Origin of the sequence: Eudoraea adriatica DSM 19308 (assembly GCF_000382125.1) — a bacterium.
GTDB lineage: Bacteria > Bacteroidota > Bacteroidia > Flavobacteriales > Flavobacteriaceae > Eudoraea > Eudoraea adriatica.
Map to the genome: position 1 here is coordinate 144325 of NZ_KB907552.1, position 14123 is coordinate 158447.

At 38.1% G+C, this 14123-nt stretch carries 12 protein-coding genes; 7 read left to right on the forward strand and 5 right to left on the reverse strand.

Annotation, left to right across the window (positions count from 1 at the left end):
* Nucleotides 1-54: 54 nt before the first annotated feature.
* The 6 genes from G504_RS0115540 to clpX all read left to right on the forward strand — a co-directional run bounded on the left by G504_RS0115540 (nucleotide 55) and on the right by clpX (nucleotide 5541).
* Nucleotides 55-768, forward strand: coding sequence for a pyridoxine 5'-phosphate synthase (locus tag G504_RS0115540; protein WP_019671120.1), 714 nt, complete (start codon nucleotides 55-57; stop codon nucleotides 766-768).
* On the forward strand, nucleotides 768-1538 hold the full coding sequence (locus G504_RS0115545) for an alpha/beta fold hydrolase (protein ID WP_019671121.1): 771 nt from the start codon (nucleotides 768-770) through the stop codon (nucleotides 1536-1538). The genes G504_RS0115540 and G504_RS0115545 overlap by 1 nt, the downstream gene beginning before the upstream one ends.
* 137 nt (nucleotides 1539-1675) lie before the next feature.
* Complete coding sequence (locus G504_RS0115550) at nucleotides 1676-2017, forward strand: phage holin family protein (protein WP_019671122.1); 342 nt, start codon at nucleotides 1676-1678, stop codon at nucleotides 2015-2017.
* Nucleotides 2018-2120: 103 nt separating this feature from the next.
* Nucleotides 2121-3443 carry a trigger factor gene (tig, locus tag G504_RS0115555; RefSeq protein ID WP_019671123.1) on the forward strand — a complete coding sequence of 441 codons (1323 nt, stop codon included), beginning with the start codon at nucleotides 2121-2123 and terminating at the stop codon, nucleotides 3441-3443.
* 85 nt (nucleotides 3444-3528) lie between these two features.
* Nucleotides 3529-4209 (forward strand): ATP-dependent Clp endopeptidase proteolytic subunit ClpP, encoded by a 681-nt coding sequence (gene clpP, locus G504_RS0115560; protein WP_019671124.1) that lies wholly within the window; start codon nucleotides 3529-3531, stop codon nucleotides 4207-4209.
* A 96-nt stretch (nucleotides 4210-4305) separates the two neighbouring features.
* The gene (clpX, locus tag G504_RS0115565; protein ID WP_019671125.1) at nucleotides 4306-5541 is read left to right on the forward strand and encodes an ATP-dependent Clp protease ATP-binding subunit ClpX; all 1236 of its coding nucleotides are present in this window, start codon (nucleotides 4306-4308) and stop codon (nucleotides 5539-5541) included.
* Here clpX and G504_RS0115570 read toward each other — a convergent pair.
* Together G504_RS0115570 and G504_RS0115580 are read right to left on the reverse strand one after the other, a co-directional pair.
* Nucleotides 5516-6082, reverse strand: a complete 567-nt coding sequence (locus G504_RS0115570) for a hypothetical protein (protein ID WP_051089573.1) — start codon at nucleotides 6080-6082, stop codon at nucleotides 5516-5518. The two genes, clpX and G504_RS0115570, sit on opposite strands and share 26 nt — an antisense overlap.
* 157 nt (nucleotides 6083-6239) lie before the next feature.
* Nucleotides 6240-7754 carry a GH3 auxin-responsive promoter family protein gene (locus G504_RS0115580; RefSeq protein ID WP_019671127.1) on the reverse strand — a complete coding sequence of 505 codons (1515 nt, stop codon included), beginning with the start codon at nucleotides 7752-7754 and terminating at the stop codon, nucleotides 6240-6242.
* A 79-nt stretch (nucleotides 7755-7833) separates the two neighbouring features.
* Here G504_RS0115580 and G504_RS0115585 point away from each other — a divergent pair, with 79 nt between their 5' ends.
* The gene (locus G504_RS0115585) at nucleotides 7834-8628 is read left to right on the forward strand and encodes a DUF2797 domain-containing protein (RefSeq protein ID WP_019671128.1); all 795 of its coding nucleotides are present in this window, start codon (nucleotides 7834-7836) and stop codon (nucleotides 8626-8628) included.
* Here the strand turns inward: G504_RS0115585 and G504_RS0115590 are convergent.
* The 3 genes from G504_RS0115590 to sppA form a co-directional block, all read right to left on the reverse strand.
* A complete protein-coding gene (locus G504_RS0115590) occupies nucleotides 8621-11374 on the reverse strand; it encodes an AsmA-like C-terminal region-containing protein (protein WP_019671129.1) in 2754 nt (917 codons plus the stop codon). The two genes, G504_RS0115585 and G504_RS0115590, sit on opposite strands and share 8 nt — an antisense overlap.
* A gap of 121 nt (nucleotides 11375-11495) precedes the next feature.
* Nucleotides 11496-12212: a queuosine precursor transporter gene (locus G504_RS0115595; protein WP_019671130.1), complete on the reverse strand. Its 717-nt coding sequence runs from the start codon at nucleotides 12210-12212 to the stop codon at nucleotides 11496-11498.
* Nucleotides 12213-12216: 4 nt separating this feature from the next.
* Complete coding sequence (gene sppA / locus G504_RS0115600; RefSeq protein ID WP_019671131.1) at nucleotides 12217-13974, reverse strand: signal peptide peptidase SppA; 1758 nt, start codon at nucleotides 13972-13974, stop codon at nucleotides 12217-12219.
* Nucleotides 13975-14123: the final 149 nt, after the last annotated feature.

Sequence of the window (14123 nt, forward strand, 5' to 3'; positions counted from 1 at the left end):
AAAAGGTATGCCTAATTTGTATTTTTGAGCCCTGGAAAATATAAATATCGCAAAATGACAAAGCTTAGTGTTAATGTTAACAAAATAGCCACCCTAAGAAATTCAAGAGGAGGGAATGTCCCTGATCTCTTAAAAGTAGTAGCTGATATAGAAGATTTTGGTGCACAAGGTATAACTATTCATCCCAGGCCGGACGAAAGGCATATTAGATATGAGGATGCCCGGAAATTAAGAGATGTTGTAACCACAGAATTGAATATCGAAGGGAATCCTATTGATAAATTTATTGATTTGGTTTTAGAGGTTCAGCCAGCTCAGGTAACTCTGGTACCGGACTCCCCGGACGCTATAACATCCAATGCTGGCTGGAACACCATAACTCATAAGGACTTCCTAAAAGAAGTCATTGGGGTATTTAAAGAAAAAAATATTCGGACGTCCATATTTGTAGACCCTGAAACCAGCATGGTAGCAGGAGCAGCAAAAACCGGTGCAGACAGAATTGAGCTCTATACAGAGCAATATGCCAGGGATTATGAGGCAGGCAACATGCATGGGATTCAGCCCTTTATTGAGGCTGCAAACATTGCGTATGAATTGGGCCTTGGTATAAATGCAGGGCATGATTTAAGCCTCAGGAACATAAAGTATTTCAAGGATCATGTTTCAAATCTGCTGGAAGTATCCATCGGGCATGCACTGATTTGCGAATCTCTTTATCTGGGGCTGGAGAATGTAATTAATATGTATCTACACCGATTGAAATAATGAACTTACTTCATTCAAATATTTTAGGCCAGGGTAAACCACTTATAATTCTACACGGTTTTTTGGGAATGTCGGATAATTGGAAAACGTTGGGTACCCAATATGCCCAGCACGGTTATGAAGTTCATCTTTTGGATCAGCGAAATCATGGCAGGAGCTTTTGGTCTGAAGAGTTTAATTATACCATTCTTGCCGATGATTTGAAGTACTATCTGGACTATCACGACTTATCAAAGGCCTGTATCCTGGGCCATTCCATGGGAGGCAAAACCGCAATGACCTTTGCTTGCAAGCATCCGGATTCTGTAGATAAATTATTAGTTGCCGACATTGCTCCAAAATTTTATCCACCCCATCATCAGTATATCATTGATGCCTTAAAAACTTTACCCACAAACGAACTTACCTCCCGAAGTCAGGCCGATTTTCTTCTGGCGGAACACCTTCATGACTGGGGAATCAGGCAGTTTTTGTTAAAAAACCTCCATCGTACAGAAAAAGGAAAATTGGCATTTCGTTTTAACCTCAGCGTCCTGGCAGAAAAAATGGAAGAAATTGGCGAAGCACTGGGTCATACCGAATATTTTACCGGCCCTGCCTTATTTCTGCGGGGCAGCAGATCAGAGTACATTACCCCTGAGGACCTGTCTCAGATTAAGCATCATTTTCCAAATGCCACGCTAGAAACTATTGATGACGCAGGGCATTGGTTACATGCAGAAAATCCGCAACAGTTTATTGAAAAATCCATGGTTTTTCTGAATAGTTAAAAAAAGGCAGACCTGCCAGATAATGATCCTCCGGATCTAAGAACTTGTTTACATGTGAAATAACAAAAAATATAACTATTTTTAATGGCGTCAATGCATACTGACGCTATTTTTATTTAACCTAAAGACCAAAACAAATGAAACTTATTGTTCGAATTTTATTGAGTGCCCTTGCAGTTGTAATATTGTCAAATGTGCTGCCCGGCGTTGGAGTCGACTCCTATACTACGGCGATTATCGTGGCCATTGTATTGGGCCTTCTAAATTTTGTCGTAAAGCCTATTCTTATAATTCTTACCTTGCCCATAACCATACTAACACTGGGATTGTTCTTACTGATTATTAACGCCCTGATTATTCTGCTCGCAGACAAATTTGTGTCCGGGTTTACTGTCGATACTATCTGGTGGGCGCTACTGTTTAGCCTGCTTTTGACCTTCCTGGAATCTATCTTTTTCTCATTTTTAAAAGAGGATTAAATTTCCTTATATAAGAATTGATAATCAGCTATTTAAAAACTTGTCCCGGTTTATAAAATATCCTATTTTTGCATCCCATTTTAGAAAGCAAATAGAGATATAAATGAATATTCAGAAAGAGCAGATAGACGAGTTAAATGCTATTGTTAAGGTAGCAATAACTAAAGATGACTATAGTGACAAGGTAGATAAAATTCTTAAGGATTATAAAAAACAGGCCAATATTCCAGGATTCAGGAAAGGCCAGGTTCCTATGGGATTAATCAAAAAACAATATGGCAAAGCCGTCCTGGTTGACGAAGTAAATAAGCTTTTGCAGGATAACCTTAACAAATATCTTACCGAAGAAAAATTAGATGTCCTTGGAAATCCACTTCCAAAACAACAAGATAATTTCAATTGGGAGGCAGAAGATTTTTCTTTTGAATTTGAATTAGGCCTCGCCCCTAATTTTGAGGTATCCTTAAAGACAAAAAAGCCGGTTACGCACTATAAAATTGTAGCCGATAAGAAGATGATAGATGAACAGGTTGAGCGTATCAGAAAACAGTACGGAAAACTTATCAGCAAATCTGAAGCAGGAAAGAACGATGAGCTTACAGGTACTTTTCGCAATGAAGGAGAGGAAATAGACAATAAGTCCACTCTTGAAATGTCTAAACTGAAAAGCAAAAAAGCCATTAACAGTCTTATCGGGAAAAAAGCGGGAGATACCGTTGTTTTGAAAACAAAAGGCCTTTTTGAAGAAGACTACTTATTATCAGGAGCTTTAGGAATTCAGAGAGACCAGGCAGCAAAACTCAATATAGAAGTTAGTTTTACGATAGAGGAAATAAATGAGAGGGAGTCTGCAAATTTAGATCAGGACTTATTTGACAAGTTATTTGGTAAAGATGTCATCAAATCGGAAAAAGATCTGAGAGATAGAATTAAAGAAGATTCGGAGAAACAATTTGAACAACAGTCAGATCAAAAATTATTAAATGATATTACCGAAAGACTAATAGAAACCATAAAATTTGATCTTCCAACCGGGTTTCTTAAAAAATGGATTCAGACTACAGGAGAAAAGTCCCTTACGGAAGAAGAGGCCAATGATGAGTATGAAAAATCTGAAAAAGGATTGCGCTATCAATTAATTGAAGGCAAAATCATTAAGGATAATGGAATTGAAATTCAATTTGACGAATTGAAAGAATTTGCCAAAGGTTTTATTAAGTCGCAAATGGCACAATACGGCCAGTTAAATCCGCAGGAAGAAGAACTTGACAATATTGCTGCCAGAGTTATGAGCAACCAGGAGGAAGTGAAAAGGTTATCCGAACAGCTGATGAGTCAAAAGTTACTTACACTTTATAAGGAAAAGGCAAATTTGAAGAAGAAGGAAGTTACCTATGACAATTTTGTGAAAGAGGTTTACGGTTAGAATTCAAAAATAAATTAAGTATCTTTACGGTGCCGAAAGCAGTAATTTCGGCACCTTTTTTTTTAAAAAAAACATCATTATTTATATGGATTTCGGAAAAGAATTTCAAAATTATGCCATTAAAGACCAGGGCATTAACAGCATGTACTATGAGCGTATTATTAGTAGTATGTATCCGGTTAACATGACACCAAACATTATTGAGGAAAGGCAGCTGAATGCAATTGCAATGGATGTTTTCTCCAGACTTATGATGGATCGTATTATTTTTTTGGGAACAGGAATTAATGACCAGGTCGCAAATATTGTGCAGGCACAATTACTTTTTCTGGCGAGTGCAGATTCATCAAAAGATATTCAGATTTACATAAACTCTCCCGGAGGTAGTGTCTATGCAGGTCTTGGTATTTACGATACCATGCAGTTTATTAAACCCGATGTGGCTACAATCTGCACAGGAATGGCAGCTTCCATGGCTGCAGTTCTGTTGTGTGCAGGGGAAAAAGGCAAACGCAGTGGTTTAACCCATTCCAGGGTTATGATTCACCAACCGATGTCCGGAGCACAGGGGCAGGCAAGTGACATAGAGATTGCCGCCAATGAAGTACTTAAAATTAAGGATGAATTATACCAAATTATATCTAAACACTCAGGTCAAAAATTTGAGAAGGTCTATGAAGATAGCGATCGGGATTATTGGATGAAGGCTCAGGAAGCGAAGGATTATGGTATGATAGATGAAATATTGGAAAGGGATAAGGATTAATTTCGACGAAATACCAACATTTATAGTGTTATAGGTATATTTTAATGAACCAAAATAGCTTTTGTTTCGTTATTGTTTAGAAATCTAGTATAAGTTATGGCAAAGGAAAATCTGGAATGTTCTTTTTGTGGAAGAAAAAAACCCGAGACAAATCTCTTGATAGCAGGTTTGGATGCGCATATTTGTGACAGATGTATAGAGCAGGCCCATGGGATAGTTGCGGAAGAATCAAAGCAATCAAAGAATGATGACCTCTCTTCTGAACTTATCCTAAAAAAACCGGTTGAAATAAAAGATTTTCTGGACACCTATATCATTGGTCAGAAACGCACAAAGAAGGTGCTTTCCGTAGCAGTGTATAATCATTATAAAAGACTCCTGCAACCGCGTTCCAAAGAGGATGAAATAGAGATTCAAAAAAGCAATATTGTAATGGTTGGTCAAACCGGCACCGGCAAAACACTAATGGCCAAAACCATTGCAAAAATGCTTAATGTACCACTGGCTATTGTTGATGCAACTGTATTAACCGAGGCGGGTTATGTAGGTGAAGATGTGGAAAGTATCCTGACACGACTTTTACAGGCTGCAGATTACAGCCTGGAAAAAGCGGAGAGAGGCATTGTTTTTATTGACGAGCTTGACAAAATTGCCCGAAAAAGCGATAATCCTTCAATTACCCGTGATGTTTCCGGTGAAGGTGTGCAACAGGGATTACTTAAATTATTGGAGGGAACCGTGGTAAATGTGCCGCCCAAAGGCGGAAGAAAACATCCCGATCAAAAATTCATAGAAGTAAATACAGAAAATATCCTGTTTATCGCGGGAGGTGCTTTTGATGGGATAGAGCGAATTATAACCAAACGATTAAATATGCAGGCTATTGGCTATAGTGCAGCTAAAAAAGAAGATAGTCTGGATAATTCGAATGTACTGCAATATATCATACCAAAAGATCTAAAAGAATTTGGGCTAATTCCGGAAATAATTGGAAGATTGCCAGTCCTTACACATATGAATCCTCTGGACCAAAAAGCACTAAGAGCTATTTTAACTGAGCCTAAAAACGCTATTATAAAACAGTATGAAAAATTATTTGCCATGGATGGCATTAATTTTAAGATTACAGATCAGGCATTGGACTACATTGTGGAAAAAGCAGTGGAATATAAGCTAGGGGCCAGGGGTCTAAGATCTTTATGCGAAGCAGTTTTTACCGATGCAATGTTTGAGCTACCCAGCACTGATGAAACAGAATTCAAGGTTACTAAACCTTATGCAGAGAATAAGTTGTCCTTTGAAACCATCAAGAAACTAAAGGCAGTTTCTTGAAACTAAGTGTGTTTTTTAACAGGCCTTGCAGCAAATTCAGACTTACCTTTTGAATTATTTTGTCGTCACTATATAATTCCCTGCCGAAGTTCGGGACAATTTCCATGTTTACATCCAATTCAGAAGCCCATTTAGCAGTCGGCTTGTCCCTGTGATATTCGCCAAAAAGTAAATTTACCTTACATTCTGGTTTTTCGTTTTGCATATGGAGGCTTAAAGGGGATATTGCGGTTAGTGACTTCATTGGCAGACCTCGTAATGCGGCATTCCAGGCTATAGTGCCACCTGCACAAAAAGTGAGGTAATGACTTTCTTCTCTCTCTTTGGATAAAAGTTGAGCCAATGCTATATTCATGCCTCCTTTGGAAAACGCTTCACAGACATTTTCAGGGGTATAGTCAGAAAGTTTTATATCGGAAAGTTGAAGACTATCGTAAAAAACAATATCAAAATATTGTTGCAAATAGCCTAAATAAGACGTAATCCATAATCCCTTTTTTGCGCCCCACATGTCGGATAAAACAACCAGTCGTTCAGCCATAAATGTGATATTTATTAATAATCAGGTTAAGTTAGGGGATGCAAATTGACCATTAATAATCTATTTCCGGAATTTTTTGGATTAATTGGTGTATTTCATCGATATAGTAGCATAATAAGTAGTATCCTGAGGAAATTAAAGGTAATCAATCAGGTTTTTAGCTATTCATTTCCAATAACTCATCCACATAGATCCTCTCATTGGACAGTCTTGGAATTTTATGCTGTCCGCCAAGTTTTCCTTTAGACTTTAACCAGTCATAGAAAAGGTTTCTTCTGGCTATATGAACTTTGGGCATTTTTAATGTCATATTATTGTATCGCTTTGCCTCATAATCAGAATTTAAAGATTTAAGAGCATTGTCCAATACTTCTGTAAAATATTGAATTTCTTCCGGAGTTTTTCGGAATTCAATGATCCATTCATGCGCCCCTTTTTCATTTTGTGACATAAAAATGGGTGCTGCGGTATAATCCATTATTTCCGCACCGGTCTTCTGACAACTATTTTTGAGTGCCTCTTCAGCATTTTCAATGATAAGTTCCTCACCGAAAGCATTAATATGGTGTTTTGTTCTTCCTGTAACCTTTATCCTATAGGGATTGGTAGAAGTAAAACGAATAGTATCTCCTATTGAATAGCGCCATAGTCCGGAATTTGTCGTAATTATAATGGCATAATTCTGATTCTTTTCTACCTCCCATAGCGGAATTACTTTCTGATCCGGATTTCCATAGGATTCCATTGGAATAAATTCGTAAAAAATCCCATAATCGAGCATTAACAATAAGTCATCTGCATTATTCCGGTCCTGAATGGCAAAAAATCCTTCAGAGGCATTATAAATCTCATAATAGTTGAAATTCCCCTTTGGAAGCAGATTATGGTATTGCTCCAGATAGGGGTTAAAACTTACACCTCCATGAAAGTAGACTTCAAGATTTTCCCATACCTCAAACAAATTATCCTTCCCTGTTTCTTCCAGTACCTTATTTAAGAGAACCAACATCCAGGAAGGAACACCAGCTAAACTGGTAACGTTTTCCTGTATGCTTTCCTGTATAATGGCATTCATTTTAGTTTCCCATTCGCTCATAAGAGAAACCCTGCTGCTGGGGGTACTGCTCAGCTCTGCCCAAAAGGGCATGTTATCAATCAAAATAGCCGAAAGATCGCCAAAAAATGTACCGTTATCTTCATATAGCTCCTTGCTGCCTCCCAAGCGAAGACTTTTACCCGTAAACAACTGAGAATTCTCATTATTATTTAAATAGAGACATAATAAGTCCTTGCCCGATTTATAATGGCAATCTTCTAACGCCTCTGCACTTACAGGGATAAATTTGCTTTTGGCATTGGTAGTTCCACTACTCTTTGCAAACCACTTAATTGCTGTAGGCCAAAAAATGTTTTGCTCACCTCTTCTGGTACGCTCTATTAAAGGTTCTAATTCCTCATAGGTAACAATAGGAATGCGTTCAGCAAAAGCCTTATAGCTTGTAATTGAATCAAATTTGTGTTCTCTACCAATCTTTGTGTCTTCAGCAATTCCCAACAATTGAAATAAAACCTCCTCCTGTACTTCTGCAGGGTACTTAAGAAATAGTTCTATCTGGTGATAGCGCTTTTTCAAAAGCCATGAAGCAATAGAATTAAATAAAGGTATTGGCATTTTTGGGTATCTTTAGTGACTTAATCCTAACGGCTAAAGTTAGTATTTTCAATTGAATTTTTAACAAAAATCACGTTTCATGCTTTACGAAGGTGTATTGCGCAAGATGCAATCTGAAATGGGCAACCCTATTCAGTATTATCTGATATTTAAGGAAGATTTTTTAAATGTCAATCAGGTGCTGGACAAAGAATTACAATTGCGTTTTATAAAATACCAGTGCCTGAATTGTGGTGAAGACAAGCCTGTTTTCAGGCAGGGTTTTTGTCAAACGTGTTTTTTTGAAACTCCTGCCGCCGGCGATTGGATAATGCGACCAGAACTGAGTACGGCCCATTTGGATAAGGAGGACCGGGATTTGGAATATGAAAAAAAAGTGCAGTTGCAACCTCATATAGTCTATCTGGCAAATTCCAGTAATGTAAAGGTAGGCGTTACAAGGAAATCACAGATCCCTACCAGATGGATTGATCAGGGAGCACATGAGGCCATCGAAATTGTTGAGGTCCCCAACCGCTATTTGGCCGGCATAACGGAACTCGCCTTAAAAGAACATGTCAGCGACAAAACTAATTGGCGTAAAATGCTAACAAATACTTTGGAAGACGTAGATTTGATTGAATGGCGAAACAAGTTAAGGCAATACATCCCCGATGAAGCTGTTGCTTATTATATAGAAAATAATCAGGAAACCCATATGAAGTTTCCGGTTCTTCAATATCCGGTAAAAGTAAAAAGCCTTAATCTCCAAAAAACAAAGGTATATAAAGGCATTCTCAAAGGAATAAAGGGACAATACTTATTATTTGAAGATAATACTGTGCTTAATGTTCGGGGCAATGAGGGTTTGTATGTAAGTCTCGGAATCAGTTAATTGTATCTTCCACAGCCTTAGATTCATTTGTATTTTTTTTCTTTCCACCCAAAATACCTCCCAGAATTCCTTTTGCTGCTTTTGTTACAGGGTCTTCCTTTGCTATAGAGTCGCTCTTTAAATTGGATGTGTCATTTTTTTCTGTCTGCCCTGCCACTATACCTCCAAGGACTTCGTTTATTTTTGCATTCTCTTTGCTCCCTTTGCCGGCAGAGTCGGTTTTATTGCCGTTTCCGGATAAAATACCTCCCAGTAGTTCTCCTGCTTTCTCCGTGCCTTTATTTATCATTTTTTGTTTTTGAACGACAAGCAGTCTTGAAGTTAAATCTTTCATTCCTGCACTAAGGTCCGTATTAATTTCTGGTGCATCATAAAAACCACTAACATTGGCCTTCACAGGAAGAGTCAGGTTCTCCAGTTCTTTTTCATCAATCTGGGCGATTAGCGAATTAATCTCCTTACCCAAATATTTTCGCGGAACTTCTATGTTCAGGTTATAATTCAACTTTTTATCAAAGGAATGGCTGCCTCCTACGGCTATGGCAATATCGTCGTAGTTAATTGTAAATGGTTTAACACTGACGATGCCGTCTTTGAAGGAAAGTGCAGTTTTCAAGGCCTTTAAATCAAATTTGTCTGCTTCAATGAAATTCAGACGTGAATTCAGCGCATTTATAATTTTGCTGTTTTCGGGATTCAATTTCATGGCCAGCATTTCTGCATTTACCGTTCCGGTAATTGTATTGAGGTCCGGCGTAAAATCATCATTCAATTGGCCGGAAATACTTATTGCCGAATTTAATTTTCCTTCCAGGGATGCTGCCATAGGGGCAAGAATGCGGAATAGCTCCAGAGATTTAAAGGTGTTTCCTAAATTTAAATTTGTCATGCCAAGTTGCATCTGAAAATCAGGTGTTTCCCCTTTGGTACTTGTAAAGCCGTTTAAGTTCAGGCTCCCATCAAATAATGATGACTCAAAGTTGGAAAGCTGTGCTTTTTGATCAACAATTCTTAATCGCCCTTTTACATTTCGCAGAATAAGATTATCATAAACAACTGAACCAGCCCTGGCATCAATAGTACAATCGAGGAATGCCGGGATTTGAATTTTTTCCGTTTTAAGTTCTGATCCTTCCTTGCTTTTTGCTGTATCCGTTTTTTTGGAATCTGCAATTTCTTCCTTCGACATAAAATCGCCCAGATCAAAAGTGTCTGAACTCATTGTAAAACTGCCTGTTATATTTTCATCATTAAATAAAAACCCAAGCAGATTTTGAATGGTTCCATCTATATTAAAATCCGTTTTACCAAGTTGTCCATTCATATCCTCGAGCATTACCCCTGAAGGGGCAAATTCCATTCTGGCAGTACGAATTGAGAGAGGTTCGGATAAAATATCAGAATTGTATCTCAAACCATTTACTTTTAAATGCCCATTTAGCACTGTATTTTTATATCTCTTTTTTTCTATGGATTCCATATCAAAAGAGGTATTTATATCTGCATCGAGCAGACCTTTCAAATCCAGTACCCCGGGCAAGGGGTAAGCGCCTGAAATATTTGCAAGATTCATGTTGCATATCACATGCGACTGCACTTTGGTATTACCCAATAATTCCGTAAGCCTTGCGCTTAATACGAAACGGTCATTTTCGATTGCAAAGGAGGCATTGTCAATTTCTATAAAAGTATCCTCCGCCAGACCCGAAGTATTTTTAATACTCATGTCCATATTGATGTTCTTAATGGCCTTTGGCAAATCCGGATACTTTATAGAAGCATCCCTGGCATCTATCCGGACATCAAATTCCGGAATATGTTCATCATCTAGAATACCGGCAACCACACCTTCAACATTGAAAATTCCTGTGGTTTTAACATCTTCAATATTCCGGGCATAGGCTTCAGGAATAACTGCCAAAAAATTGTCAAACCCGGATGACGGCGTTTTGAATTTTATATCCACTTCCTGCTTTTCTTCAAAATTTCTGACATATCCTTCAAATACTAAAGGAAGCTTGTTAACAAACCCCTCGTTCTTTAAAAAGGAATAAGTGTTTGTTTTAAGGTCAATCCCAATTACGGCATCCAGCAAAACCAGTGTATTATCCAAATATCTGGTACTATCTCGTTCAAACGAAACAAGAGCCTTGGTTTGCGTTACCAGTTCACTTAGCTCCAGGGAAAGGTCTCCTTTGCCAATGTGTTCCAGGTCTTTTAATTCAAGTAGTATTCCGGAACTCAGATCTTCATAGGTTATTTCAGCATCTGTTAATTGAAAAGATTCCAGACCTAAAGTAAAACCACCTGAATCCAATTCATTCTTAGTATTCGGTTCCTCCTTATTAGCTATCTGGTAATTTGCATTTTGTAGTTTATCTGTTTTGAGTTTCAAAACTGCTCCGTCCACGATCAGGCTATTTATTACTATTGGCTCCTCAGCATTCTTTAAGAGTTCCTTAATGCCCATTTCTAAGGAAATAGATTCTGACCTAAAGAGGGTATCACCTTCAAACGAACCCTTTGTAAGCAGGACCAGGTCCTCAATTCGAAGCTCGGCCTTAGGAAAGCTTCTCAGGAGACTTAGGTTTACTTTAGAGAAATCTAACGTTGCGTTGATGTTCTTATTTACATTGTTCTTTATCAGATCACCAATCTTAGCCTCCAGGAAGAAAGGGACGGCGATTAGCACCCCCAAAACAACCAACAGCAGTATTCCGGTAATTCTTAATATTTTCTTTTTCATAATGTATGAAGCTCAGTCCGTTTAGAACTTAAAATAAATAGTATTAGTATACCTTTTATCGAAAACTTAAAAAATAAAAAAAGGTTCTCTAGTTAACAATGAATAGACTCTATACTGCCAATCAATTTCCGGCATCAAGGTCAATTTCCTCACCCATGGCCAGTTTAAATCGCTTTCTGAAGATATATACGAACAAATAGAGAAAAGGGGTATCCAGAAAAGCGATGAATATTTTAAAAATAACGCCACTTATAACTAAACCCTTGAACATATTCCATGGAATTACCCCAAAAATGCAGAGTAGCCCCACTACGGTAGTGGTATCAATAATCTGCGAAGAAAAAGTGGAGAAATTATTACGAAGCCATAATAATTTTCCTTTGGTCAGGCGCTTCCAGAAATGATAGATTGCAATGTCCACGTATTGCGCGCTAAGGTAGGCCAGCATTGAGGCGAGAACAGCTAAAGGAGATAGCGCAAAAACGCTCCTGAAAACAGAATCGTCTACAGGAGAGGAAGGAATTGACGGGGCAATATCTGCCAGCAGGATAATACCCATGGAAAAAAAGGAAGCAAAAATCCCCGTGGTTACAACCTGATTGGCTTTTTTCCTTCCAAATATTTCGGAAATAAGGTCCGTAATTAAAAAGGTAATGGGGTAAGGCAATACCCCGACGGAAATCTCAAATAAGGGCGCTCCAAAAACAGTAACATCGCCAAAAGGATACCAAAAAAAGAATTTTTGGAATATTAAATTGGAAACAACCAGGGATGTTATAAAAAGTGCACCCAGGTATATGTATATACGATATGCCTGTTTTCTTTTATCGGGAGTCATTAAGCTATTTAATGGTTAAGGTAAAAGGCAAGCGCGCCTGAAATCCTTTTTGTTCCATTACAGATTTGACTTCCTTATACAGACCATAGATCTCAGTGCCAATCTCTCTGCGGATTATTTCTTCCTTGTTTAGAATACTTGTCCCTCCAAAATCTTCCATAAAACGTTCAAAACTGCTTTTATATTTCGGATATTTCCTTACCGAGTAAGAATCCACATTAGCTAATAATGCAGCTGCTTCAATGGCATCTTCAAGACCTCCCAATTCATCTACAAGTCCAAGTTCTCTGGCCTGGGCCCCACTCCAAACACGGCCCTGGGCCAGACTATCTGCCCGGGCAATGGTAATATTCCTGCCCTCAGATACTTTACCCAGAAAAGTCTGGTAAGTAGACTCTATGCCTTCTTTTACAAATGCTCTAAATTCATCACTCATTGGTTCAAACAAAGAATAATCAACAGAGTTTTTATTGGTCCCCACCTGCTCCGCATTGATTCCAATGTTAGTTGCCAGTTCATTAATATTCGGAATAGCTCCAAAGACCCCAATAGATCCTGTAATTGTTGTAGGTTCCGCATAAATCTTATCAGCACCGGCAGAAATATAGTAACCTCCGGATGCAGCAACATCTCCCATAGACACAACAAGTGGTTTTTCCTTTTTTGCAATTTCCAGTTCACGCCATATAATGTCTGAGGTAAGTGCGCTGCCACCAGGAGAGTTCACCCTTAATACAATTGCCTTAACAGACTTGTCATCCCTTGCTTTAATAATAGCCTTGTTAATTATGCCCTGCCCAATATAATTGGGCCCTCCTTCTCCATAAAATATCTCACCCTGTGCATAAATGATTGCTATTTTATCTTTTCCTGAAAGCAATTTCTTTTTGCGTGAAACCCTCGTATAATCTTCAAGTGAAATAATGTTGAGTTTATCATCCTCACCAATACCAACAGCCTGTTTTAATCGTTTTGCATATTCGTCATAGTAAATAACATCATCAAGCAGTCCTGAAGCTTTTGCGTATTCCGGCTTTCTGCCCCCCAGGGTGTCAGCTATTACATTTATATCCTCCTCAGAAATTGACCTGTCCATGGCAATTTCAGCGACAATGGTATTCCAAATTGAACCTATAAGCTCACTGATTTGGGTTCTGTTTTCCTCACTCATTTCATTGGAAAGAAACGGCTCTACAGCGCTCTTGTATTTGCCGTGCCTTACAACTTCCATTTTTACCCCTGTCTTATCCTGCAAATCTTTAAAAAATAATACTTCCGCAGCGAGCCCCTTAAAATCCATTGCGCCAACCGGATTTAGAAAAATACTATCTGCGACGCTCGCCAGATAGTAGTCCTTTTGCATATAGAAATCCCCAAAGGCGTATATGAATTTTCCACTTTCCTTAAAATCGGCTAAGGCATTTCTTATAGCCTGCGTTGATGAAATTCCGGCAGAAATATAATTGTTATTAATACTGATACCCTTAATATCGTTATCCTCTTTTGCCACCTTTATCGCATGGAGAATTTCGTCCAGACCCTGTGCCTTCTCAAAAAGAACATCAAAAGGGTCTCCTTCTTTATTCCCGGTATAGTCAGTAATAGCGTATTTCATTTGTAATTCCAAAACGGAATTCTTCTTAACCGTTACCGCTTCTTCCGTGTTTACAAGACTTATAAAAAACACAAACATGAAGAATATTATGCCGAAGGCTATCAAAGTACCCAGTATGGCAGCCAGGAGATTTCTTAAAAAATTCATACAATACTAATCTTAATAGATGTCAAAGATAACCAAACTTAAGATGATGCAATCAAGTTATTTTTTACTTTATCCTATTTCAAACCAATCAAATAAAGTATCAGGTGCTTAATAAATTGAGTTTCATTATTGTAATTAACTCATCATCT

Coding starts and splice junctions, on each gene's coding strand:
- G504_RS0115540 (WP_019671120.1), top strand. CDS start 55: ATGACAAAGCTTAGTGTTAATGTTAACAAAATAGCCACCCTAAGAAAT.
- G504_RS0115545 (WP_019671121.1), top strand. CDS start 768: ATGAACTTACTTCATTCAAATATTTTAGGCCAGGGTAAACCACTTATA.
- G504_RS0115550 (WP_019671122.1), top strand. CDS start 1,676: ATGAAACTTATTGTTCGAATTTTATTGAGTGCCCTTGCAGTTGTAATA.
- tig (WP_019671123.1), top strand. CDS start 2,121: ATGAATATTCAGAAAGAGCAGATAGACGAGTTAAATGCTATTGTTAAG.
- clpP (WP_019671124.1), top strand. CDS start 3,529: ATGGATTTCGGAAAAGAATTTCAAAATTATGCCATTAAAGACCAGGGC.
- clpX (WP_019671125.1), top strand. CDS start 4,306: ATGGCAAAGGAAAATCTGGAATGTTCTTTTTGTGGAAGAAAAAAACCC.
- G504_RS0115570 (WP_051089573.1), bottom strand. CDS start 6,082: ATGGCTGAACGACTGGTTGTTTTATCCGACATGTGGGGCGCAAAAAAG.
- G504_RS0115580 (WP_019671127.1), bottom strand. CDS start 7,754: ATGCCAATACCTTTATTTAATTCTATTGCTTCATGGCTTTTGAAAAAG.
- G504_RS0115585 (WP_019671128.1), top strand. CDS start 7,834: ATGCTTTACGAAGGTGTATTGCGCAAGATGCAATCTGAAATGGGCAAC.
- G504_RS0115590 (WP_019671129.1), bottom strand. CDS start 11,374: ATGAAAAAGAAAATATTAAGAATTACCGGAATACTGCTGTTGGTTGTT.
- G504_RS0115595 (WP_019671130.1), bottom strand. CDS start 12,212: ATGACTCCCGATAAAAGAAAACAGGCATATCGTATATACATATACCTG.
- sppA (WP_019671131.1), bottom strand. CDS start 13,974: ATGAATTTTTTAAGAAATCTCCTGGCTGCCATACTGGGTACTTTGATA.